The 23275-nt window shown below is 69.7% G+C and carries 24 protein-coding genes; 8 read left to right on the forward strand and 16 right to left on the reverse strand.

The window, feature by feature from the left end:
* The 4 genes from VFF97_RS12080 to VFF97_RS12095 all read right to left on the reverse strand — a co-directional run.
* Nucleotides 1-1032: penicillin acylase family protein (locus tag VFF97_RS12080; RefSeq protein ID WP_325033742.1), on the reverse strand; the 1032-nt coding region annotated here is incomplete at its 3' end.
* 205 nt (nucleotides 1033-1237) lie between these two features.
* Nucleotides 1238-2680 carry an argininosuccinate synthase gene (gene argG / locus VFF97_RS12085; protein WP_325033743.1) on the reverse strand — a complete coding sequence of 481 codons (1443 nt, stop codon included), beginning with the start codon at nucleotides 2678-2680 and terminating at the stop codon, nucleotides 1238-1240.
* 310 nt (nucleotides 2681-2990) lie between these two features.
* Complete coding sequence (locus VFF97_RS12090) at nucleotides 2991-3746, reverse strand: Pr6Pr family membrane protein (protein ID WP_325033744.1); 756 nt, start codon at nucleotides 3744-3746, stop codon at nucleotides 2991-2993.
* Between the two features lie 61 nt (nucleotides 3747-3807).
* Nucleotides 3808-4782, reverse strand: a complete 975-nt coding sequence (locus VFF97_RS12095; protein ID WP_325033745.1) for an alpha/beta hydrolase — start codon at nucleotides 4780-4782, stop codon at nucleotides 3808-3810.
* A 75-nt stretch (nucleotides 4783-4857) separates the two neighbouring features.
* Here VFF97_RS12095 and VFF97_RS12100 point away from each other — a divergent pair, with 75 nt between their 5' ends.
* On the forward strand, nucleotides 4858-6144 hold the full coding sequence (locus VFF97_RS12100) for an adenylosuccinate synthase (protein ID WP_325033746.1): 1287 nt from the start codon (nucleotides 4858-4860) through the stop codon (nucleotides 6142-6144).
* A 121-nt stretch (nucleotides 6145-6265) separates the two neighbouring features.
* Nucleotides 6266-7576 (forward strand): lactonase family protein, encoded by a 1311-nt coding sequence (locus VFF97_RS12105; protein ID WP_325033747.1) that lies wholly within the window; start codon nucleotides 6266-6268, stop codon nucleotides 7574-7576.
* A gap of 62 nt (nucleotides 7577-7638) precedes the next feature.
* Here the strand turns inward: VFF97_RS12105 and VFF97_RS12110 are convergent, their stop codons facing one another.
* On the reverse strand, nucleotides 7639-8820 hold the full coding sequence (locus VFF97_RS12110) for an AI-2E family transporter (protein ID WP_325033748.1): 1182 nt from the start codon (nucleotides 8818-8820) through the stop codon (nucleotides 7639-7641).
* A gap of 78 nt (nucleotides 8821-8898) precedes the next feature.
* Here VFF97_RS12110 and VFF97_RS12115 point away from each other — a divergent pair, with 78 nt between their 5' ends.
* A complete protein-coding gene (locus VFF97_RS12115; RefSeq protein WP_325033749.1) occupies nucleotides 8899-9198 on the forward strand; it encodes a chorismate mutase in 300 nt (99 codons plus the stop codon).
* Nucleotides 9199-9285: 87 nt separating this feature from the next.
* On the opposite strand, the gene VFF97_RS12120 is transcribed toward VFF97_RS12115, so the two are convergent.
* From VFF97_RS12120 to VFF97_RS12155, 8 genes are all read right to left on the reverse strand, one after another.
* Complete coding sequence (locus VFF97_RS12120; RefSeq protein ID WP_325033750.1) at nucleotides 9286-9981, reverse strand: hypothetical protein; 696 nt, start codon at nucleotides 9979-9981, stop codon at nucleotides 9286-9288.
* Complete coding sequence (locus VFF97_RS12125; RefSeq protein WP_325033751.1) at nucleotides 9978-10922, reverse strand: ABC transporter ATP-binding protein; 945 nt, start codon at nucleotides 10920-10922, stop codon at nucleotides 9978-9980. Before VFF97_RS12125 ends, VFF97_RS12120 begins: the two co-directional genes overlap by 4 nt.
* On the reverse strand, nucleotides 10919-11323 hold the full coding sequence (locus VFF97_RS12130) for a GntR family transcriptional regulator (protein ID WP_325033752.1): 405 nt from the start codon (nucleotides 11321-11323) through the stop codon (nucleotides 10919-10921). The genes VFF97_RS12125 and VFF97_RS12130 overlap by 4 nt, the downstream gene beginning before the upstream one ends.
* Before the next feature lie 173 nt (nucleotides 11324-11496).
* A complete protein-coding gene (locus VFF97_RS12135) occupies nucleotides 11497-12447 on the reverse strand; it encodes a hypothetical protein (protein ID WP_325033753.1) in 951 nt (316 codons plus the stop codon).
* A 9-nt stretch (nucleotides 12448-12456) separates the two neighbouring features.
* Nucleotides 12457-13194, reverse strand: a complete 738-nt coding sequence (locus tag VFF97_RS12140) for a hypothetical protein (RefSeq protein ID WP_325033754.1) — start codon at nucleotides 13192-13194, stop codon at nucleotides 12457-12459.
* Nucleotides 13195-13233: 39 nt separating this feature from the next.
* Complete coding sequence (locus tag VFF97_RS12145; RefSeq protein ID WP_325033755.1) at nucleotides 13234-13368, reverse strand: hypothetical protein; 135 nt, start codon at nucleotides 13366-13368, stop codon at nucleotides 13234-13236.
* A gap of 44 nt (nucleotides 13369-13412) precedes the next feature.
* Nucleotides 13413-15776 (reverse strand): phosphoribosylformylglycinamidine synthase subunit PurL, encoded by a 2364-nt coding sequence (purL, locus tag VFF97_RS12150; RefSeq protein ID WP_325033756.1) that lies wholly within the window; start codon nucleotides 15774-15776, stop codon nucleotides 13413-13415.
* A 99-nt stretch (nucleotides 15777-15875) separates the two neighbouring features.
* Entirely contained in the window at nucleotides 15876-16286 is a 411-nt protein-coding gene (locus VFF97_RS12155) for a MerR family transcriptional regulator (protein ID WP_325033757.1), read from the reverse strand.
* A gap of 79 nt (nucleotides 16287-16365) precedes the next feature.
* Between VFF97_RS12155 and VFF97_RS12160 the strand changes: the two genes are divergently transcribed.
* The 4 genes from VFF97_RS12160 (at nucleotide 16366) to VFF97_RS12175 (ending at nucleotide 19714) form a co-directional block, all read left to right on the forward strand.
* Nucleotides 16366-17442, forward strand: a complete 1077-nt coding sequence (locus VFF97_RS12160; protein WP_325033758.1) for an aldo/keto reductase — start codon at nucleotides 16366-16368, stop codon at nucleotides 17440-17442.
* A 122-nt stretch (nucleotides 17443-17564) separates the two neighbouring features.
* Entirely contained in the window at nucleotides 17565-17957 is a 393-nt protein-coding gene (locus VFF97_RS12165) for a metalloregulator ArsR/SmtB family transcription factor (RefSeq protein WP_325033759.1), read from the forward strand.
* Nucleotide 17958: 1 nt separating this feature from the next.
* A complete protein-coding gene (locus VFF97_RS12170; protein ID WP_325033760.1) occupies nucleotides 17959-18939 on the forward strand; it encodes an SRPBCC family protein in 981 nt (326 codons plus the stop codon).
* Between the two features lie 220 nt (nucleotides 18940-19159).
* Nucleotides 19160-19714, forward strand: a complete 555-nt coding sequence (locus tag VFF97_RS12175) for a hypothetical protein (protein ID WP_325033761.1) — start codon at nucleotides 19160-19162, stop codon at nucleotides 19712-19714.
* Nucleotides 19715-19728: 14 nt separating this feature from the next.
* Here VFF97_RS12175 and VFF97_RS12180 read toward each other — a convergent pair whose 3' ends face one another.
* Nucleotides 19729-21522: an alkaline phosphatase family protein gene (locus VFF97_RS12180; RefSeq protein WP_325033762.1), complete on the reverse strand. Its 1794-nt coding sequence runs from the start codon at nucleotides 21520-21522 to the stop codon at nucleotides 19729-19731.
* Between the two features lie 61 nt (nucleotides 21523-21583).
* On the opposite strand from VFF97_RS12180, the gene VFF97_RS12185 reads away from it, so the two are divergent.
* Nucleotides 21584-22186 carry a hypothetical protein gene (locus VFF97_RS12185; RefSeq protein ID WP_325033763.1) on the forward strand — a complete coding sequence of 201 codons (603 nt, stop codon included), beginning with the start codon at nucleotides 21584-21586 and terminating at the stop codon, nucleotides 22184-22186.
* Nucleotides 22187-22196: 10 nt separating this feature from the next.
* Here VFF97_RS12185 and sufU read toward each other — a convergent pair whose 3' ends face one another.
* Both sufU and VFF97_RS12195 read right to left on the reverse strand, forming a co-directional pair.
* A complete protein-coding gene (gene sufU / locus VFF97_RS12190) occupies nucleotides 22197-22637 on the reverse strand; it encodes a Fe-S cluster assembly sulfur transfer protein SufU (RefSeq protein WP_325033764.1) in 441 nt (146 codons plus the stop codon).
* The coding region (locus VFF97_RS12195) for an aminotransferase class V-fold PLP-dependent enzyme (RefSeq protein ID WP_325033765.1) at nucleotides 22637-23275 on the reverse strand (639 nt) is incomplete at its 5' end. The genes VFF97_RS12195 and sufU, both read right to left, overlap by 1 nt.

Consider the following 23275-nt stretch of genomic DNA (forward strand, 5'->3'; position numbering starts at 1 on the left):
CGAGCCGATCCCCTCGCCGACGGGGCCGACGAGGTCGCTCACCGACTCGATCACCTCCGAGACGGAGCGCCAGTCGATGGCGGCGCTCGCCGCGGAGACCTCGGACGAGACGGATGCCGCAGCCGACGCCGTCACGTCGGCTGCGACCGCTCCCGTGGCGTCGCCGCCCTCACCCTCCGCCTCCGCGTCGGCATCCGCCGCCTCGGGGTTGATCGGCGAGACGGTCTCGGACGGCGCGGGAGCGTTCTCGGAGATCTCGGAAACGATGACCGGATTGCGGTCGAACGGATACGACGGGTAGAGCGTCGCCATCTGCGCCTCGGTGAACTCGCTCGCGACGATCGCGCGCTCGGTCTCCTCCTCGATGTTCGACCGGAGGTCCCAGGCCATCGCCTTGAGCCACGCGACGGAGTCCGCCGCCGTCCACGGCTCGATCTTGTAGTCGGAGTTCTGCAGGCCGAGCACCGCGTACTCGAACGATGCATCCGGACCCTTGTGGCCCGCGAGGTAGGCGTTCACCCCGTCGGCGTACGCCTCGTAATACGCGCGCGTGGTCTCGTCGAGCAGCTCGACCTCCTGCTCGGCGATCTGGCGCCACCCGAGCGTGCGCAGGAACATGTCGGTGCCGAGCTGCGACTCTCCGAACAGCTCCGACAGGCGGCCGCTCGTGACGTGGCGGCGGAAGTCCATCTCCCAGAAGCGGTCCTGCGCGTGGACGAAGCCCTGCGCGAAGAAGAGGTCGTGGGTGTCGGTCGCGGTGATCACCGGGATGCCGAGCTCATCGCGCTGCACGGTCACCTCGCCGTTGAGGCCCGACAGGACGAGCTCGCCGTCGAGCTGCGGGAACGAGCGCTGGATCGTCCACACGATCGCGCCGACGGCGATGAGGGCGATCACGACGATGCCCGCGACGATGCTGTAGAGCGTGATGCCGATCTTGCGGCCGACGGACGACTTGCGGGGCTGCGGCTGTGCGGCGGGTTCGATGAACGCCGGATGGTCCGTGTCGGAATCGGTCTGTGTCTTCAGCATCGAAGTTCTTTCGCGGGTTGGCGAGGAACGGAACGCGGTGTCGTGCATCGCGAACCCCGGTGTCGTGCGTTCGGGTCACACGCACCGTCGGGGAATCCTAACCCGCCCAGCCCGGCGGTGCAGAACAAAGTCCGTTGAACGGGCCGTGAAGAGAGGGTCTGCTCACACCGTTGCGCGGCTGGGCGGCCGGTGCGGGCCCGAGGGCTCAGTCGGTGCCGAGATCGAACGCGGCGGCCTCGGATGCGGCATCCGTCGCCTCTGCGAGCTCTTCGCGCTCGGCCGTGTAGGCCTCGGCGTGCTCGGTGATCTCGCCGGCCTCGCCCGGCTGCAGGTGACCGACGAGCTCGCCGGTCGCCCCGCCGATGATGCCTGCGGAGGCGTAGTACTCCAGACGCGAGCGCGAGTCGGCGATGTCGAGGTTGCGCATCGTGAGCTGGCCGATGCGGTCGGTGGGACCGAACGCGGCGTCGCCGACGCGCTCCATCGAGAGCTTCTCGGGGTGGTACGAGAGTCCTGGACCGGTGGTGTCGAGGATCGTGTAGTCCTCGCCGCGGCGCAGGCGCAGGGTGACGGTGCCCGTGATGGTCGAGCCCACCCACTTCTGGATCGACTCACGCAGCATGAGCGACTGAGGCTCGAGCCAGCGTCCTTCGTACATGAGGCGACCGAGGCGGCGGCCTTGCTCGTGGTAGGTCGCGAGCGTGTCCTCGTTGAGGATGCCGTTGACGAGGCGCTCGTACGCGATGAACAGCAGCGCCATGCCGGGCGCCTCGTAGATGCCGCGCGACTTCGCCTCGATGATGCGGTTCTCGATCTGGTCGCTCATGCCCAGGCCGTGGCGTCCGCCGATGCGGTTGGCCTCGAGCACGAGCGCGACGCCGTCGGAGTACTCCACCCCGTTGAGCGCGACCGGGCGGCCGGCCTCGAAGGTCACCGTGACGTCTTCGGTCTCGATCTCGACCTCGGGGTCCCAGAACCGCACGCCCATGATGGGCTCGACCGTCTCGAGCGACACGTCGAGGTGCTCGAGCGTCTTCGCCTCGTGCGTGGCACCCCAGATGTTGGCATCCGTCGAGTACGCCTTCTCGGCCGAATCGCGGTACGGGAATCCGTGCGCGACGAGCCATTCGCTCATCTCTTTGCGGCCACCGAGCTCCCGCACGAAGTCGGCGTCGAGCCACGGCTTGTAGATGCGCAGCGCGGGGTTGGCGAGCAAGCCGTAGCGGTAGAACCGCTCGATGTCGTTGCCCTTGTAGGTCGAGCCGTCGCCCCAGATGTCGACGCCGTCCTCCTTCATCGCACGCACGAGCAGCGTGCCGGTGACGGCGCGGCCGATCGGCGTCGTGTTGAAGTACGTGCGACCGGCGGAGCGGATGTGGAACGCGCCGCACGCGAGCGCGCCGAATCCTTCTTCGACGAGCGCCGGCTTGCAGTCGATGAGCCGCGACACCTCGGCCCCGTACGTGAGGGCGCGCTCGGGGATCGACTCGATGTCGTCTTCGTCGGGCTGGCCGAGGTCACCCGTGTACGTGCACGGGATGGCGCCCTTGTCGCGCATCCACGCCACCGCCACGGAAGTGTCCAGTCCTCCCGAGAAGGCGATGCCGACGCGCTCGCCGATGGGCAGGGACTGGAGCACTTTGGACATGGATTCCAGTCTAGTTGCGCCGCCGTCCGCGCCCACGCCCTCGCTCGGCCAGAGTGATGCATGACGGTTCAGGTCATGGACGCACCGAGCGCCTGATCGCGACGGAAGCTGAAAGTTTGCTGAGAGACTAGCGCGTGCGTATGTCCCCTATTTGGGGGACAAGTTACTGTGACATCGTCACGCCGGCACTGGGGGCCGATGACGTGACCGCTGGGGGGTACAAGGGCTGGGGCCAAGGCCTTCCATTTCTGGGAAACCCTCAGGCGCGCCTGACTGCAGCGGGCGCGCCTGAGGCTTCCGGAGCCGCCGCTCACGGAGCGACTGCCGGCTCCTGTTCAGGGGCGGATGCGGCGTCCGACTCGCCCACGCCGGTCCGGCGGCGCCACCACACGACGAGCGCACCGACGCCGAGGATGACCGCCGCGATCGCGACGATGTAGAGCGCGACGCCGGCGTATCCCGAGAGGGGCTGGAGGGCCGCGTTGTTCGGGTCGAGGAACGGGTACGGGTACCAGTACGGGGCGCCGCTCGCGGGGTTCACCGTGAGCGGGCCGCGGGCCATCGTGTAGATCGCCCACAGGATCGGGAACCCGGCGACGACCCAGACCGCCGACCACGGCAGGCGTCGTCGCAGCGGTCCGACGAAGACGTCGACGAGCAGGAACAGCGGCCCGACCAGGTGCAGGACCTCGTTCGACCACGGGATCGGCTCGCTCCCCTGCGGCAGTTCGATGTGGCGAAGCAGCGAGTTGTAGACGACCCCCGTCACGACCATGTACGTGCTCACGCACGTGAGCGCGACCGCGAGGGCCGCCGGCTCGGCATCCGCCTTCCGTCCTCGTCTCCAGTACCAGATCGCGGCCCACAGCAGCACGACCGCCGCGGCGGTGTTGGAGAGGATCGTGAAGAAGCTGAAGAAGTTCACGATCGTCACCCCGACGTCGCGCCCCAGCCCGGCGGCCGTGCCGACCGCCTTCACGAGCTGGGCGACGACCGCCGAGACGATCGCAAGGGCCATCACGGCGCGCGCGGCTGACCAGACCGACGCCATCGTGGTGCTTCGCATGCGCTCACCTTAGCGGCGCATTGGGCGCTGATCGGGGGTTTCACGGATGCCGCGCCGTCGTTCAGCCGGTCGGGGCCGCTCTCTGCCGCGCTCGCACTTCGTCGACGACCGACTCGATCGCGTCCACGACGAGCTGGGGCTGCTCCACGTGGATGCCGTGTCCGCTGCCCGTGTCGCCGATGTGATGCGCGCCGAGGGAGGCGGCCAGGGCTGCCTGCGCTTCGAGCCACGCAGGCCAGGTGCTGACCCCCGGCGTGACGGAGAGGTCCCACTCCCGATCCGACGACAAAACGACGGTCGGGACCAGCGGCGGGGGCTCGGTGGGCCACCGCTCGCGGGCGGCCTCGTAGTCGGGACGCTCGGCACCGTGGCCGGTCTCGGCCGCGGCGATGACCGCCATCCACGATGCCCACTGCTCGGGGGTGAAGTACTCGTGCAGGAACATCGACGCGGAGTCGACGAGCACCACGCCGCTGACCTCGTCGGTGTGGGTGCGCGCGAACAGCTGCGCGATGAGCCCTCCCCACGAGGCGCCCACCACGACGTAGGGTCCGGTCTCACCCATCGCGTCGAGGAGGGCCTCGAGATCGGCAACCCCGTCGAACGCGGACGTCGGCTGAGGCACCAGGGTCGACGGCGACACCGCGCCGGCGGCATCCGTCGTTCCCGGCCGGTCGTACGCGCACACGCGCGTGACCTGCGAGAGCTGGTCGAAGACGGATGCCGCGCTCACGGCGGGCGGAGCAGAGGGGTCATCGGGCGACAGCGTCACCATCCACTCGTCGGCGGCGCCGCCGGTTCCGGAGACGAGCACGACCGAGGGAGAGCCCTCGCCGCGGCACGTCGCGAACAGCTCGCGATCGCCGCCGATGTCGACGAGGCCCTCGATGTCGGCGCGGGCCTCGACCGTCGGCGACGGCGTCGGCGTGGGGGGATCCGCCGCGGGAGCGCATGCCGCGAGCGCGACGACCGCCACCGCCGACACGGAGAGGTTCAGCGCCGGACGGGCGATCCCCGGACGAGGACGGCGCCTCATGCGGACACGATAGGCGGGGCGGCCGGGGGGCGTCGATAGGATGGGGTGTAACCGTCCGCAAACGGGGGAGAGCCCATGCCAGGCATCGTGATCGTCGGAGTGCAGTGGGGAGACGAGGGCAAGGGCAAAGCCACTGACCTGCTCGGCGATCGCACCGACTGGGTCGTCAAGTTCAACGGCGGCAACAACGCCGGCCACACCGTCGTGATCGGCGACGAGAAGTACGCGCTGCACCTGCTCCCTTCGGGCATCCTGTCTCCCGGCGTGAACGCCGTCATCGGGAACGGCGTCGTCGTCGACCTCGAGGTGCTGTTCGCCGAGCTCGAGGCGCTGCACGCACGCGGCGTCGACACGTCGCGCCTGCGCGTGAGCGCGAACGCGCACATCATCACGCAGTATCACCGCACGCTGGACAAGGTGACCGAGCGCTTCCTCGGCAAGCGCCAGATCGGCACGACCGGTCGCGGGATCGGACCGGCGTACGCCGACAAGATCAACCGCGTCGGCATCCGCGTGCAGGACCTCTTCGACGAGAACATCCTGCGCCAGAAGGTCGAGGGCGCCCTCGACCAGAAGAATCACCTGCTGCTGAAGGTCTACAACCGCCGCGCGATCACGGTCGACGAGGTCGTCGACGACCTGCTGTCGTACGTCGAGCGCCTGCGTCCGCTCGTCGCCGACACATCGCTGCTGCTCAACGACGCACTCGACAACGGCGACGTCGTCGTGTTCGAGGGCGGCCAGGCCACGATGCTCGACGTCGACCACGGCACGTACCCGTTCGTGACGTCGTCGTCGGCGACCGCGGGCGGCGCCGCGACCGGCTCGGGCGTCGGCCCCAACCGCCTCGACCGCATCGTCGGGATCGTCAAGGCCTACACGACGCGCGTCGGATCGGGCCCGTTCCCCACCGAGCTGCACGACGAGCAGGGCGATTGGCTGCGCTCGCGCGGCTTCGAGTTCGGCACGACGACGGGCCGCCCGCGTCGGGTCGGCTGGTACGACGCCCCGGTCACGCGCTACGCGACGCGCATCAACGGCATCACCGACCTCGTGCTCACGAAGCTCGACATCCTCACGGGGCTCGAGCAGATCCCGGTGTGCGTCGCGTACGACGTCGAGGGCGAGCGGTTCGACGACATCCCGGTGAGCCAGTCCGACTTCCACCATGCGAAGCCGATCTACGAGTACTTCCCGGGCTGGACCGAAGACATCAGCACGGCGCGCTCCTTCGAGGACCTGCCGAAGGCCGCGCAGGACTACGTGCTCGCGCTCGAGGAGATGAGCGGAACCCGCATCTCTGTCATCGGCGTCGGCGCGGCGCGCGACGCGGTCGTCGTGCGGCACGACCTCATCGACTGATCGTGCCGCAGTCGCGCGGAGACATTCGCCCGGATCAGGACATCTGGCGCACGCAGGAGGTTCTGGCCGGAAGAGTCCTGTCCGCGCCAGATGTCCTGATCTCGGCGAGGGGGGTGGCGGCATGAGGTTCTGGCTCGGCGGGTACACGCCCGAGATGGAGGGCTCCGCGCCGGGCATCGGCGGCCTGCTCGCCGGCGCCCCGGACGACCACCTCGCGGGCGGCCCGCTCGCGTACACAGGCGGCGTCGTACGGCCGCGACGCGAGGACGAGAACACGGATGCCGCGGCGGCACTCGACCCCGCGGCATCCGGCTCGCCGTCGTGGCTCGCCGCGCATCCGCGTCTGGACGTCGTGTATGCGGCGCTCGAGGGCTCGGCTCAGGTCGCCGCGTTCCGCCGCGCGGGCGACGCCGAGCTCGAGTACCTCGGCGGGCCGGTGTCCGTCGGCGACACCGTGTGCCATGTCGCCGTCGCCCCGGACGCGTCGTCGCTCGTCGCGTGCGCGTGGGGTGACGGCTCGGTCGTGCGGGTGCCGCTCGACGCCGCGGGTCGGCCGGGTCGGCCGGTGGCGGCGGATGCGGCATCCGACCCCTACGGCAACGAGTCGGCTGCGGGCGGCGTGGGTGAGCCGTTCGCCGCAGCCGGCGCGATCGACCTGGCCGCCGCAACCCGCGCCCTGCGCGAGGCGGCCGGCGAGGAGTACGCGCACCTCGTGCCCGACGTCTCGTCGGCCGCCGGAGGGGGCTTGGCGCACGATTCCGACTCCGGGGCAGAGGAGATGCGCCCCAAGGACGGAACCACGCCCCGAACCGCGGAGCCCGAGCCCGAGCCCGAACGCACGTCGCGTGCACACGCGGCGGCGTTCCTCCCGGACGGCCGCATCGCGACGACCGACCTCGGGTTCGACCTCGTGCGCATCTGGCGCGACACTCCGTCGGGACTCCGCCTCGAACACGAGGTCGTGTTGCCGAAGGGATGCGGTCCGCGGCATATGGTCGTGCACCCGAGCGGACACCTGCACGTCGTGACGGAGTTCTCGGCCGAGGTCTTCACGCTCGCGCGCGATCGCGAGGGCAGGTGGAGGGTCGTCGCCGGCGCCGCTGCCTCGCCCGCGTCGAGTCCGGGCGACACGGGTGCCGAGCTGGCGATGTCGCGCGACGGCCAGTTCCTCTGCGCCGGGCTGCGGGGGTCGAACACCATCGCGACGCTGCGGGTGCGCGGTGCGGGCGAGACGGTCGAGCCCGTCGCGCTGGTCGAGTCGGGTGTCGACTGGCCGCGTCATCACCTGGTGGTGCGAGACACGCTGCTCGTCGCCGGGCAGCGCTCGAACGAGGTCGTGTCGCTCACGCTCGACGAGCGCACCGGCGTTCCGGGACGCGTGCGCCACCGTGCGGAGGCGCCATCGCCCTCGTGCATCCTGCCGGCGCGCTGACCGCCGCTGCGCTGACCACCGCCACGCTGACCACCGCTGCGCGCCGCCCGTGACCCGCGCGGCTACTCCTTCGCGTCCTGCCGCGGGATGATCACCTGCTTGATGATGAGCAGGATCGACGCCGTCACGGGGATCGCGACGAGCGCGCCGAGCAGGCCGAGCAGCGTGCCGCCGACCAGGGCGCCGATCACCACGAGGGCACCCGGCACCGAGATCGTCTTGTTCATGACGCGCGGCGTGAGCAGGTATGCCTCGATCTGCATATAGACGAGATAGATCGCGGCGAAGATGAGCGCCGGCACCCACCCCGTGAACAACGCGATCGTCGTCGCGATGACCCAGTAGAGCACCGAGCCGATGAGCGGGATCAGCGTGATCGCGAAGGCGAGCACCGCCATGAGTGCCGGGAACGGCAGCCCGAGCACGAGGTGCAGGATGAACGCGACGACCGAGTTGCAGAAGGCGAGGATCACCATCCCCATCAGGTATCCGCCGATGGAATCGGTGATCTGCTCGGTCATGCTCGCGACCTTCGCGCGGTTGCGGGCCGGCGCGAAGCGGTTGAACGACTCCTTCATGACCGGCAGCGACGCGAGGAAGTACAGGCTCAGCACGAGCACGATGATGAGGCCCGAGATCGTGGTGGCGACGCCCACTCCGAGCCGCAGGATGCCTCCGCCGATCGCCGCGATGTTGGCGGGATTCGTGAGGAAGCCCTCGACCTCGGTGAGGATCGTGCCGATCTGATCGCCGACGTTCGCCTGCAGCCACGCGTACATGTCCGACGACTCGAAGTCGTCGACCATGTCGGGGATCGAGCCGATGAACTGCGCGATCTGCGTGACGACCGCGGGGACGATGAGCCACAGGATGACGACCATCACGACGGCGAACGCCGCATACACGATGACGATCGCCCATGGTCGCTTGACATTGTGGCGCTCGAACCAGCGCACGATCGGGTCGAGGCCGAGCGCCGCGAACAGCGCGAAGACGATGTAGATGATGATCGTCGACAGGTTCGACACGGCGACGCCGAGGACGAACGCGAACAGCCCGCCGAGTGTGATGAAGAACCCGAGGGCGACCGGATGGTTGATGTGCGCGAGTCGCGCGGCGGGTGAGGGTTGGTGTGGTCGGGTGTCGAAGACCGTGACCGCGGATGCGGCATCCGCCGCATCGGTTCCGGCAGCCGGATCGGCTGCGACGGATTCAGGACCGGGGCTTGCCGTGCCGTCGCTCATGCGAACACTTTAGGACCGCGCCACGTCGCGGCGCCGGAACCCGAGCGGCCGGTATCGTCGGAGGTCGAGGAGGACGCCATGACAGACGACGCCGACCCGACAGCCACTCTGCTGCGACTGCGGGCCAGTATCGACAACATCGACGCCGCCCTCATCTACCTGCTGGCGGAGCGCTTCCGGTGCACGAAGCAGGTCGGCGAGCTCAAGGCCGAGCACGGCCTGCCGCCGTCCGACCCCGCGCGCGAGGAGCAGCAGATCGCCCGGCTCCGCCGGCTCGCCGAAGACGCCGACCTCGACCCCGAGTTCGCGCAGAAGTGGTTCACGTTCGTCGTGGCCGAGGTCATCCGGCACCACACGGCGGTCGCCGACGGTCGCTGAGTCGACGGCGGAAAGGCCGGATGCCCCGGCCCGCGTGGGGCCGAGGCATCCGTTTTCCCCGGGCGAAGCCCGATTCCCGAGGAGTCTCTAGGGCACTGCCCGCCGCAGCGTCACGAACGAGATCGCTGCGAGAACCGCCCCGAAGAGCAGTCCCCACGCGCCGAGGCCGAGTGCGCCCTGCGCGCCGATCCAGCTGAACACCTGCCCCCATGCCTCGAGCAGTCCGATGAAGAACATCGCGAGCACGAGGAGAGCGCCGATGCCCACGAGCATGCTCGTCAGCACGACCGATCCGAACCGCTTGTAGATGGTGGCCGCCCAGAAGCCGACCACGAAGAAGAGCATCGTGACGGCGAAGAAGAACAGGGCGGCACCGAGCGGACCGGCCTCCCAGATCCACGGCAGGTAGAAGAAGTAGCCGTTCATCCCCCAGCCGTCGGTGGCGTTCTCGATGAAGCCGCCGATCACGAACACCGCCGACAGGATCGCTCCGGTCAGGGCGGCCGCGAGCAGCGTGCCGAGGTAGAACTCGCGCCGCGTGACGCTCATCGCCTGCGAGAACGGGAAGGTGAGGGTGAGCGACTGGATGCCCACGACCGCGAAGTACCACAGCGGCGCCTGCGCGCCACCGCCGTAGAGCGGTCCGTCGGCACCGGCGTTGCGGATGAGGGCGTAGACCGCGAGGGTGATCAGCAGCGAACCGCCGAGCACCATGAGCGGCACCCAGATGTAGGTCTGGCGGTTGACCAGCTGCATGCGGACGACGTTGACGGTGCGGTTCATCGCAGTGCTCCTTCGTCGATGTCGGCGGTTGATGAGGACGATCCGGATGCGGCGCCACCGGCCGCGGGCCCGGAGGCGTGCTGCGTCAGGCGCACGATGAGCTGCTGCAGCGACACCGGGGCGATGTCGAGGCCGGCGGCGGTGAGGCTCTCGCGCTCGGCGGCGCTCAGCGTGCCGAGGACGGTCGCACTCGAGACGTGGCCGAGGCTCTCGCGGTGGATCACCTCGCGACCGGCGACGAACGCGTCGACCGCGGCGGAGTCGCCGACGATGTTCGTGGCGCGGTCGCGCACGGCATCCGTGTCTTCGTCCATGATGATGCGCCCGCGGTCGATGACGAGCACCTTCTCAATGAGGTTCGAGACCTCGTCGATCAGGTGGCTCGACAGGATCACCGTGCGCGGGTGCTCGGCGTAGTCCTCGAGCAGGCGGTCGTAGAAGATCTGCCGCGCGACGGCGTCGAGGCCGAGGTACGGCTCGTCGAAGAACGTGATCTCGGCGCGTGACGCGAGGCCGATGATGACGCCGACCGCCGACAGCTGTCCGCGCGAGAGCTTCTTGATGCGGCGCTTGACGGGCAGCTGGAAGTCGTCGATCAGACGCTCGGCGAACTCCTGGTCCCAGTTCGGGAAGAACAGGCGCGCCGTCTCGAACGCGTGCCGCGGCGTCGCGTCGTCGGGGTACTTCTGGCTCTCGCGCACGAAGCACATGCGGCTGAGCACCCGCGCGTTCTCATACGGGTCCTCGCCGAACACGCGCACCTCGCCGCTCGTCGCGAAGTTCTGCGCCGTGAGGATCGACATCACGGTGGTCTTGCCGGCGCCGTTGCGCCCGAGCAGGCCGTAGATGGTGTCCTTCTCGATCGAGAAGCTCACGTCTTCGACCGCGAGGGTGTCGCGGTAGCGCTTGGTGAGGTTCTTCACTTCGATCACGGTGGTCATCGGAGTGTCCCTTCGGTGGTGGTCTGGGTCGAGTTCGAGGGCGAATCGGCGGCGCGTTCGCGGATGAGACGGGTGAGGTCGTCGGCGCTGAGGCCGAGCCTGCGCGCCTCGTTCATGAGCGGGTCGATGAAGTTCTCGGCGAACGCGGTGCGTCGCTCGGCGAGCAGCATCTCGCGTGCTCCGGTCGCGACGAACATGCCGATGCCGCGGCGCTTGTAGAGCACGCCCCGGTCTACGAGCATGGCGATCCCCTTCGCTGCGGTGGCGGGATTGATGCGATAGAAGGCGGCGAGCTCGTTGGTCGACGGCGCCTGCGCCTCTTCGGCGAGGCTGCCGTCGACGATGGCGTCTCCGACGCTCTCCGCGATCTGCACGTAGAGCGGTCGCCCCTCTTCGATCACACGCGCTCCCTGGTTCGGTGGTTCATTACTCGACTAAGTAACCATAGAACCCAGTCGTGTGTCAACCTCGGACGCGATCGTGGTCTCGACGCCTCGGTCGAGCACCGACGCCCGGATCGACGCGCACGAGGACGCGACGCGGCCAGGGGGTGAGCCGGGGAACCGCTCCGGGCTCAGGACGACGAAGGGCGCTCGCCGCGACCGGGGTCGGGCGACGGACCGGGTGACGGGGAGGGCGTGGGAGACGAGCGCCGCGAGGGCACGGGCCACGGCGCGGGGTCGCCGACCGGGTGGGGCTGGGGCGCGGCATCCGGATCTTGCGCTGTCTTCGGCGCAGACGATGCGGATGCGTCTCCCCTCGCGCCGGCCGTGCCGGACTCTCCCGGTCCGAGCTCGAGCATGACCTTCTTCTCGAGCACCTCGATCGCCTCATCGGACAGCAGGATGAGTCCGTCGAGCTCCTCGCGCACGCGCCGGTAGGCGAGCTGGCGCTCGGCCGGCGTCGCCGCCTGGTCGATGGCCACCGTCAGGAGCTGCTTCGCGGTGTCGAGGCGCTTGCGCTCATCGGCCGAGAACGACGAGTCGCGCAGGCGGCGCGCGTCGCGCTCCGCGACGTCGAACGCGACTTCGTAGTCCGTCACGGCGTTGCGATACTCGGCGAGCTGCTCCGGCGTGATGCGGGCCTTCGACGACGCCGGCCGCAAGCCGTCGGCCACGCGCTTCGCGCGCAGGAACGCCGCCGTGAGCGGCTGGCGCCCGTCGCTCATCGCGGGGAACGCGATGAGCTTCGCGACGTCGAGCTCGTACTCGAGCCAGCGTGCGGTCGTCGCGTCGTGCTCCGCGAAGAGCCGCTCGAGCTCGGCGGTCATCGACTCGGCGGAGGCCTTGGACGGCGCGCTCGCCGTCGCCGCGGCACCGACGGCGGGGATCGGCACCGAGCCGGCTCCGGCTCGCGCGGCGGCCTGCGCGGCCTTCAGCTCGGCCTTGGCCTTGAGCACCTCGAGCCGCCGCCGGTGACGGCGGCGCGCACCGCGCTCCCACGCGCTGCCGATTCCACCCAGCACGAACATGGTGGGGAAGATCAGCCACCAGTACTGCCGGAGGAAGTCGAATAACGGCTCCACCCCGCCATGCTACTGAGGTCTGCCGAGGGCGTCGCGGTCGGGCCCCCGACGGAGCTGCGCGCGCGGTGCCCCGAAGACGCCCGCCTGCCGTTCGGCGGCTTCCAGCGCCGCGGCGAGCTCGTGCACCGCCGCGCGGTACTCGACGTACTGCTGCGGCGTGACCCGGTCGCGCTGCGTCGGCCGCAGTCGTCCTGCTTCGCGCTGCGCGCGGAAGAACGCGAGGGTCGCCGGATGCCGCGAGTCCAGCATCTGCGGGAAGGCGAGCGCGAGGGTGGGGTCCGTCTCGTACTCCATCCATCGCGCGTTGATGGCGTCGTGCGCCGACGCGAGCCGGTCGATGGGCAGCGGGTCCGCGCGCGACGCCGCGCTGTACTGCGCCTGCGCGGCCTTGATGCGCGCGCGGGTGGCGCGCAGCGCGAGCGACGCCGCCCTCTCGGCGCGCTTGGCCTCGCTCAGCTGTCGACGTGCCTCGATCGCGGCGGGCGTGGTCGGCAGCACGGCGCCCAGCAGGGGCGACGGCTCTTCGGCGCGAGCGGCGATCGCGTTCGACCGCGCGTGGCGAAGGCGCGCCTTGGCCTCGACGAGGGCCTGGTACGCCAGCTTCTCCTCGTGGCGCGCGGCGTCGACCTCGAGCCGCCGAGCGCGCCGGCTGCGGGTCGTCATGCCGGCATAGGTCGCGCCGCCGATGGCTGCCGCGGTCGGAGCGGCCCACCACCAGTCGGCGAGGAAGAGGAGGATCGGCTCCACCCAGCCATGCTAAGCCCGGGCGTCCGGCCTGAGCCGGGGTCAGCCGAACAGCAGCGAGATGACGGTCGCCCCGCCGCCCACCAGGATCAGCGAGATGATCACGACCCACGCCACGATGCGTGTGCGCCGCTGGCGTGTGTCTGCGAAACCCGAGTACTCGTCGTCGTCGGCCATGGTCACCAGTCTCCGTTCGCTCTCTCAGCCGGGGGGTCGGCGGATCAGCCGATGATGGGTCCGAACGCGTTCGGCAGCGTCGAGCGCGACAGGTCGCGCAGCTCGGTGAGCGGCACCGTGAACAGTCCCTGCACCTCGAGCGCCGGAGCGTCGCCGTCGCCCGGGGCATCCGTCACGCCGATGCGCAGCACCGGATACCCGCGCCCTTCGCACAGCCCGCGGAACTTCACCTCGTCCTCGCGCGGGACGGTCACGATGACGCGTCCGGTCGACTCCGAGAAGAGGGCGGATGCCGCATCCACCCCGTCGCGGTCCATGATCTCGTCGAGCCACACGCGTGCTCCGACGCCGAAGCGCATGACGCCCTCGGCGAGCGCCTGGGCGAGGCCGCCCGACGACAGGTCGTGCGCGCTCGAGATGAGCGACTGCTGCGATGCCGCGTGGAGGAGCTCGGCGAGCTTGCGCTCCTGCGCGAGGTCGACGCGCGGCGGGCGGCCGCCGAGGTGGTCGTGGATCGTGCCGGCCCACTGCGAGCCGCTGAGCTCGGTCGCGGTGACGCCGAGCAGGTAGACGTTCTCGCCCGGGTCCTGCCAGCCCGACGGCACGCGGCGCGCGACGTCGTCGATGATGCCGAGCACGCCCACGACGGGCGTCGGGAAGATCGGCTGGTCACCGGTCTGGTTGTAGAAGCTGACGTTGCCGCCCGTGACGGGGATGCCGAGCTCGAGGCATCCGTCGCTCAGACCTTCGACCGCGCGCGAGAACTGCCACATGACCTCGGGGTTCTCGGGGCTGCCGAAGTTGAGGCAGTCGGTGACAGCGGTCGGCACGGCGCCCGTGACGGCGACGTTGCGGTATGCCTCGGCCAGCGCGTGCTTGGCGCCCTCGTACGGGTCGAGCTGGCAGTAGCGGCCGTTGCAGTCGGTCGAGATCGCGAAGCCGAGGCCGGACTGCTCGTCGACGCGGATCATGCCGGCGTCGTCGGGGAACGCGAGGGCCGTATTGCCGAGCACGTAGCGGTCGTACTGGTTCGTGACCCACGACGTGTCGGCGAGGTTGGGGCTCGCGACGAGCTTCGTGAACTGCTCTCGCAGCTCGGCGGGGTCGTTCGTGCGCGGGAGGGCCGCGGCCGAGTCGTCCTGCAGCGCGTCGATCCACGTCGGGTAGGCGACGGGACGCTCGTAGACGGGGCCGTCCACCGCCACGGTCGAGGGGTCGACGTCGACGATCTGCTCGCCGTGCCAGAAGATCTGCAGGCGCCCGTCGCCGGTGACCTCGCCGAGGACGCTCGTCTCGACGTCCCATTTCGACGTGACCTCGAGGAACGCGTCGAGCTTCTCGGGCGCGACGATCGCCATCATGCGCTCCTGGCTCTCGCTCATGAGGATCTCCTCGGGCGTGAGCGTGGGGTCGCGCAGCAGCACCTTCTCGAGGTCGACGCGCATGCCCGAGCCGCCGTTCGCCGCGAGCTCGCTCGTCGCGCACGAGATTCCCGCGGCGCCCAGGTCTTGGATGGCCTCGACGAGCTCGCCCTTGTAGAGCTCGAGGCAGCACTCGATGAGCACCTTCTCGGCGAACGGGTCGCCCACCTGAACGGCGGGACGCTTTCGCGATCCGGTCGCTGAGCCTGTCGAAGGGTCGGAGAACGTGTCGGATGCCAGGATCGACGCGCCGCCGATGCCGTCGCCGCCCGTGCGGGCGCCGAACAGCACGACCTTGTTGCCCGCACCCGAGGCGTTCGCGAGCTTGAGGTCCTCGTGGCGCAGCACGCCGACCGCGAGCGCGTTCACGAGCGGATTGCCCTGGTACACCGCGTCGAACACGGTCTCGCCGCCGATGTTCGGCAGGCCGAGGCAGTTGCCGTAGAACGAGATGCCGGAGACGACCCCGTGCACGACGCGCGCCGTGTCGGGGTGGTCGATCGCTCCGAAGCGCAGCTGGTCCATCACCGCGACCGGGCGCGCGCCCATCGAGATGATGTCGCGCACGATCCCGCCGACGCCGGTCGCAGCGCCCTGGAACGGCTCGATGTACGACGGGTGGTTGTGCGACTCGACCTTGAAGGTGACGGCCCAGCCCTCGCCGATGTCGACAACGCCGGCGTTCTGGCCCATGCCGACCATGAGCCGTTCCTTCATCTCGTCGGAGACCTTCTGCCCGAATTGGCGCAGGTAGATCTTGCTCGACTTGTAGGAGCAGTGCTCGCTCCACATGACCGAGTACATCGCCAGCTCGCCCGAGGTGGGCCGGCGGCCGAGAATCTCGCGGATGCGCTCGTACTCGTCGGACTTGAGGCCCAATGCGGCGTACGGCTGCTCGCGCTCGGGGGTGGCGGCGGCGTTGTCGACGGTGTCGACGACAGGGCGAGCGGATGCCTCGGCCGAAGCCGTCGAAGAGGGGGTGGTCATGCGGCTGAGCTCCAGGAATCGCGGGCGCCGGACGGCATCCATCCTAGCCGCGGCCCCTGAGTGCCGAACCGCCCGCTGCGGACGCCCGTCGGGCCGCCGTCAGCGCACGACGGGCTCGCCGATGAGGCGCTCCGGAGTCGCGTCGCGCGCGTCGAGCACGCTCGTGTAGTAGTCGATCTTGAAGTTGAGCCGTTCGAGGTGCTCGCGGTCTTCGGCCATGCGCTTCACGAGCGCTTCGCGACAGCGTTCGAGCACCTCGACGCGCTGGGCGATCGTGTGGTCGCCCGCGTGCGTCAGCGCGACGAAGTCCTTCATGTCGCGAATGGGCATGCCCGTCGCCCGCAGCAGCTGCAGGAACTTGATCCAGCCGATGTCGTCCTCGCTGTAGCGACGGTGCCCGCTCGGCGCCTTCGCGATCGCGGGGAGGAGTCCCTCGCGCTCGTAATAGCGAAGGGTGTGCTTCGAGACCCCGGTCAGCTCAGCGGCTTCTTCGATCGTGTGGTCGCTCACGGGGTCCACGCTACGCCCGGAATCAACCGCTGTGGTCGGTGTTGACTTCGAGCGCGCTCTAACTCCTACGGTCGTCCGCATGACTGAGAACACCACCCTCACGGCCCGTCGCGCGTTCGCCTTCGGGCCGTCCGCGACCCCCCTCGTGCCGATCGCCGTCGGCGCGATGCTCATGGGCACGAGCACCCCCGAGCCCGAGGCCCGGCGCATCCTCGACCACTACGTCGAGAACGTCGTGCCCCGGTACACCGCCGCGGACGGAACACCCGCTCGCGGAATGGTCGACACCGCCGACTGCTACTGCTGGTGGGAAGCCCCCGGCGAGCCGGGCGGCCACAGCGAGGCGGTCCTCGGCCGCTGGCTCGCCGACACGGGTGCCCGCGACGCCGTGTACCTGGCGACGAAGGCGACCGGCATGCTGAGCGACTACAACGGCGTGTGGAACGCCGAGGGCACCCCGAACTGGGACCTCGCGCGCTCGCGCTACATCGGCGCCCACCCCGACGTGCTGCGCGAAGCGCTCGCCGCGTCGCTCGAGCGCCTCGGCGTGGAGCACATCGACCTCTACTACAACCACGTCGACGACCGCTCGACACCGCTCGTCGACGCGGTCGGCACATTCGCCGGATTCGTCGCCGACGGGCGGATCGGCGCATACGGATGGTCGAACGTCACCACCTGGCGCCTCGCGCAGATCGCCGCGGTCGCCGAAGCGAACGGATGGCCGCAGCCGATCGCGCTGCAGCAGCAGCACAGCTACCTCCGCAGGCGCGCCGGGCTCGACCACGCGAGCATCGTCGACTCCGAGCAGCTCGACTATCTGCGCGAGACGCCGGGGCTGCAGCTCGTGGCGTACTCGCCGGTGCTCAAGGGGCTCTACAGCGACCGCTCGAAGCGTTCGCTCGACTACTGGGCGATGGACCCGTACGCAGGCCCTGACGCCGACGCGCGTCTCGCGGCGGTCGACCGCGTGGCCGCGGCATCCGGTGCCACCGGCAATCAGGTCGTGCTCGCGTGGCTCATGGCGGCTGACTCCCCGCGGGTGCTGCCCCTCATCGGCGCACGCACGTTCGACCAGTACCTCGAATGCATCGAGGCACTCGACGTCGTGCTGACGGCCGAGCAGCTCGAGGAGCTCGACGCGGCGGGGGCCTGAGCACCCACGCCGAGGGGTTCGGGGCGGTTTCCCGCCCCGAACACTTCACGGCAGCCGATCGACGAGGACCGCTTCGAAGAAGGGGTTGACGGCCGCCGCATCCGGTCGTAATGTACAACCAAATGGTTGTACGTAATGAGTTGAGCGATGAAGAGATCGACCGCATCTTCCAGGCCCTCGCGACCGCGACGCGGCGAGACATCCTGCGGCGCACGATCGAGGACGAGCTCTCGGTCTCCTCGCTCGCGCGCGAATACGACATGTCGTTCGCGGCGGTGCAGAAGCACGTCGCCGTGCTCGAAGCCGCGGGCCTTGTCATCAAGCGGGCCGAAGGGCGAGAGCGTCTCGTCAGGGCGGACCCGACGATGATCGCTCGCGCCCGCGCGCTGCTCGCGCGCTACGAGGAGCTGTGGCGGTCGCGCATCGCCCGGCTCGACGACCTGCTCGCCGAGCAGGCCGGAACCGAACCCCCTCACGACGACGCGAGAGACCCTCGCCAGAAAGAAGGAGAGTGACATGCCCGTCACCGACGTCACCACCGATCCGGAAGCACTCACGATGACGCTCACGGCGGACTTCGCCGCGCCCGTCGACCGGGTGTGGAACGCGTTCACCGACCCCCGTCAGCTCGAGCGCTTCTGGGGTCCTCCCGGATGGCCGGCCACGTTCACGCAGTTCGACTTCCAGCCCGGCGGGATCGTGAGGTACCACATGACGAGCCCGCGCGGAGAGCACTCCCGCGGAATGTGGGAGGTCCTCTCGATCGACGAGCCGCGCAGCTTCGAGGTGCTCGACTCGTTCGCGGACGAGCAGGGCAACCCTATCGCGGACATGCCCGCGTCGCGCATGGTCTTCTCGTTCACGGCGACGCCCGACGGATCGCGCCTCACGAACGTCACGCACTTCACGTCGGCCGACGCCCTCGAGCAGGTCGTGGCGATGGGCGCGGTCGAGGGCTCCACGATGGCGATCAACCAGCTCGACCGCGTGCTCGAAGGGCTGCGGGCCTACGCGCAGGGCAAGGGAGTCCAGACCGAGATCCTCAGCGACCAGCACGTGCGCATCACGCGGCTCATCGAGGGTCCGATCGACCTCGTGTGGCGTGCGCACACCGAGCCGGAGCTCCTCCGTCAGTGGATGCTCGGCCCCGACGGCTGGCGCATGTCGGCATGCGAGGTCGACCTGTCGGTCGGCGGTCGTTACCGCTACGCATGGGAGCCCGTGGGCGACACGCAGGGCCAGGCGTTCGGCTTCGACGGCGAGCACCTGCTGATCGAGGAGCCGCGCCGCATCGTGACGACCGAGCACATGACCGGCACGGACTACCCGGCGACGCTCAACGACCTGAACCTTTACGAGGAAGACGGCGCCACCCTCATAACGCTGCTCATCGAGTACCCCGACGCGCAGACGCGCGACACGGTGCTCGCGACCGGCATGACCGAGGGCATGGAGACGAGCTACCAGCGCCTCGAAGGCGTGCTCGCCACGGTCTGACGCACGAGACACGCAGATGCCGCGGCCCGCGTGGGTCGCGGCATCCGTGTGTCACGGGGCGACGTGGTGAAACCGCCGGGTCCAATCGGCGTGGAGCGGCGTCACCTCGACCCTTCGGCCGCATCCGTCCCGACGCATTCACGCCGAACGGACCTGCCCGGCCCAACGCACCCCCTGCCTCGGCCCAACCGACGCGTCGCGGGGGCCTAACGTGGGACGCGTGAACCCCGAGTTCCCGCGCGACCTCGTCTTCACCGCGGCGCTGTTCGGTGTCGCGGCGTTCGTGTGGGCGGGGTGGGCGCAGGAGTCGCCGCCGCGGTCGATCTGGTGGCGCGTGCTGCTCGGCGCGTTGAGTCTCGCGGGCGTCGCGCTCGCGGCGCTCACCATCCCGACACTCATCGCGAACTGGGGTTCGCCGTCGGCGCTTCGACCCGGCACCGGGGCCTTCATCACGTACATCGTCGTCTTCTGGGTCGAGTTCGTCCTCGCGGGTGTGCTCGCCTTCTTCGCGATCCGCGCGGGACTCAGCGATCTCGTCGCGCCGCTGATCCTCGCGATCGTGGGGGTCCACTTCTTCGCGCTCGCACCCGTGCTCGGGCAGCCGGTGCTCTTCATCCCGGCGGTCCTGTTGACGCTGATCGCGGTCGGGGCGGCGGTCCTCCCGGCATCCGATGTCGCTCACAGCTTCTGGTGCGGCGTCGTGGGGGCGCCCGTGTTCCTCGCGATCGGCGCGTGGTGCGGGGTCGTCGGCACGAACGCGCTGAATTCGACCTGATCCGGGACAGGTTCTCAGTCGTCGAAGGTGCCGAAGAGTCCGCGGCCCTTGTCCACGAGCGCCTCATACGCGTCGCCGTACGTCGTGGGGATCGGACTCCCGGGATCGAAGCGTGCCGTGAGAAGGCCGAGCAGTCCGCGGGCGGGTGCCGTGAGCGGACGCCGCTTGTGCTTCTCGTTCGACGCCGACCCCTCGGTCTTCTCGGGATTCGGCGGCGCGTAGAGCGACTGCGGTTGCGGCCACGAGTACGGCTGCCGCGGAAGCGTCGTGTTCACGGCGTTGAAGATGGGATTCGCGGTCTCGTCGCGCACTGTGAGCGGGCTCAGCCCGTGCAGGCGGCACAGGGTGTTGATGACCGAGCCGTGGTGCATCTCGTCGTGGATCACGGTGCCCGCCGCGGTGTACGCACTCACCACGATCGCCGGCACGCGCACGCCGAGGCGGTCGAACTCGAAGCCCATCTCGCCGGGACCCGAGTCGTCGGGCGGCACGGCGTCGGGCGGCGGCACGTGATCGTACGTGCCGCCGTGCTCGTCGAACGTGATAACGAGCGCGGTGTTCATCGCGTTCGAGCCCTGCGGCGACGACGCCGTGCGGATGGCGTCGTACACGTCCTGCACGAGCTTGTCGCCGGCGCGTACGTCGGACTCGGCGCTGTTGGCGATGCGGATGGTCGTGCCGTCGGCGAGCTCGAGCTCGCCCTCGCGCACCTCGCCCCACGGCGGGTGCATGTCGTTGTGGTTGTAGACCATCCGCGGCTCGATGAACGCGTACGCCGGGAGATTGCCGTCTGCGGCGTCCTTGTAGAACTGCTCCATCACGCGGAAGTTCGTCTTCCAATACCGCTCGAGCACGGGCGCGTGGAGCATGCCCGTGAGCGACACGAGCTGCGTCGCGTCGTAGTACACGCGCCACGAGAGCCCCGCGTCTTCGAGGCGGTTGAAGATGGTCGCCGCGGCGGGGGCGTCGATCCACTTGTAGTAGTCGTCGCCCGTGTGGTTGACGACGTACCCGTGCGAGGTCGATGCGTGGAAGAACGACCGGTTGCAGAACGTCTGCGACGGCACGCCGGCGAACCAGCGGTCGTAGACGGCGAACTCGCGTGCGAGCGTCGAGATCACGGGGAGCATGTCGGGCGCGAATCCGCCCATTGCGACGCGATACTCCTCCGGCTTCGGCTCGCGCTTCTTCGTGAGCCGGAAGTTGACGATGTAGTCCGACACGAACCCGCTGTTGGTCGGACGTTGGCCAGGCGAGGGCGCGTTGTACGGATGCCGCTGCCCGTACCGCTCGATGTGGGCGTTCGTCGCGGGGGCGATGATGTCGAAGAGCTGCGTGTTGACGTGCGGGTAGGTCTCACCGGGGTCCGGCTGGGGCTGCTGCATGACGGAGTCGGTCGCCCCGTCGTACACGTACGCCGGGATGTCCTTCCCGTCGGGTCCCTTGTTCGAGTAGCTGCCCTGATCCAGCCCGTCGAACTCGGCTTCGCTCTTCTCGTCGGCGGAGTACAGCCGCCCGAGGATGTTGTCGAAGCTGCGGTTCTCGAACATCACCACCACGACGTGGTCGAAGCCGGGGACCCTGCGCGGCGGGAGTGGCGCGAACTCGGGCGGATGGGCGGTCGCGGCCGCGGTGACGGCGGCGCCGGCGGATGCCCCGATCGCCAGTCCCGCGGCCGTGAGGCCCGCACGGCGGAAGAATTCGCGGCGCGACGGCTGGTCGGGCGCGTCGTCGGCGGCGGGCGCCGCGGGCGCGGCATCCGTCGGGTCGTCGTGATCGCGGTGTTCGTCATCAGTCGTCCGTGCCATCGGCACCCCCAGGCTCGACCTGCCCGATTGTAGGCCCCCGACGATGGGCTAGTCTCCCGCCATGGCACCGCGACTCCGGTTCGACCGAGGCGCGCGCTACGGCGCTGCCATCGTCGGGATGCTGGCGACGACGTACCTCGCGTCGGCGACGGACTTCTCGGCGATCGTGCAGTCCGAGTCGTACGCCGGCACGATCCGCACGGACGTGCCGCTCGTGAACATCGTGCAGTTCCTGCTGATCGTGGCGGGCATGGTCGCGTCGCTCGCGTTGCTGCCCACGTCGGGCATGCGTCGTATCGGCGGGATCACGCTCGTATGCGTGACGCTGTTCCTGTGGGCGACGCTCGGGCTCGAGCGGGGCGCGGGCAACATCCACGAACCCGATGCGCTGTGGGCGTTCGTGCTCGACCAGGGGTTCGTCACGCTGCTCGCCGCGGTGGGTGGATGGATCATCGCGCGGGGGCGGCATCCGCTCTCGTGGGTCGTCGTGGTCGTCGCGATCGTGCCGCCCATCGTCGGACCGCTGCTCGTCGAGGCAGACTACACGTCCGGCGGATACGCCCTCGTGATCCAGGGGATCGTCGTGTTCGGCGGCCTCGCCGCCGTATGGGCGGCGGCCTGGATCGACGGGCTCGTCACGAGGCGTGCGCGAGCGCGGCGCTAGCACGCCTGGATCAGGCCTTCGCGAGCGCGTCCTCGAACGCGACCCACGCGAGCATCGCGCACTTCACGCGGGCGGTGTACTTCGAGACACCCGACAGGGCGGCCGCATCGCCGAACGTGTCCTCGTCGAGCGGTGTCTCGCCGCGCGAGCGCAACGCCGCGCGGAAGCCGTCGATGAGCGCGCTCGCAGCCGAGCGCGAGAGGCCGCCCTCCTCCTCGACGAGCGACGCGAGCATCGACGCGGATGCCTGCGAGATCGAGCATCCGACGCCGTCCCACGTGACGTCGACGACACGGTCGCCGTCGACGCGCACGCCGAGCGTGATCTCGTCGCCGCACGTCGGGTTCACCTGGTGGCTGGTGGCCGCGGCATCCGCGGAGAGTCCCTTGCCGTGCGGGCGCCTCGAGTGATCGAGGATCAGCTCCTGGTACAGCGACTCGAGACCGCTCATCACGCGACTCCGAAGAACGAGCGGATGCCCGACACCGCGTCGAGGAACGCATCGACCTCGTCCGGGGTGTTGTAGAGGGCGGCGGATGCCCGCACCGATGCCGTCACGCCGAACCGGCGGTGCAGCGGCTGGGCGCAGTGGTGGCCGACGCGCACCGCGATGCCGCGTGCGTCGAGGAACTGTCCCGCGTCGTGCGCGTGCACGCCTTCGACCTCGAATGACCACAGCGCGACGCGCTCGGTCCCTGGGCCCGTCGCGGTCCCTGAGCCTGTCCCGGTCCCCGAGCCTGTCCCGGTCCCTGAGCCCATCCCGGTCCCTGAGCCCATCCCGGTCCCTGAGCCCGTCGAAGGGTCGCCCAGAAGCCGGATCCCCGGAATCGACCGCAGCCCCTCGCCCATGCGCTCGCCGAGCGCGGTCTCGTGCGCGTGCACCGTGTCCATGCCGACGGACTCGAGGTAGCGCACTGCGGCCGCGAGGCCGATGGCCTGCGACACCGGCTGCGTGCCGGCTTCGAAGCGCTGCGGCGGAGGCAGATACTGCGCCTCGTCGAGCGTCACGGTGGTGATCATCGAGCCGCCCGTGAGGAACGGCGGCAGCGCGTCGAGCACCTCGCCGCGACCGTAGAGGGCGCCCACCCC

The organism is Microbacterium sp. (assembly GCF_035687345.1).
In the GTDB taxonomy this organism is placed as follows: domain Bacteria; phylum Actinomycetota; class Actinomycetes; order Actinomycetales; family Microbacteriaceae; genus Microbacterium.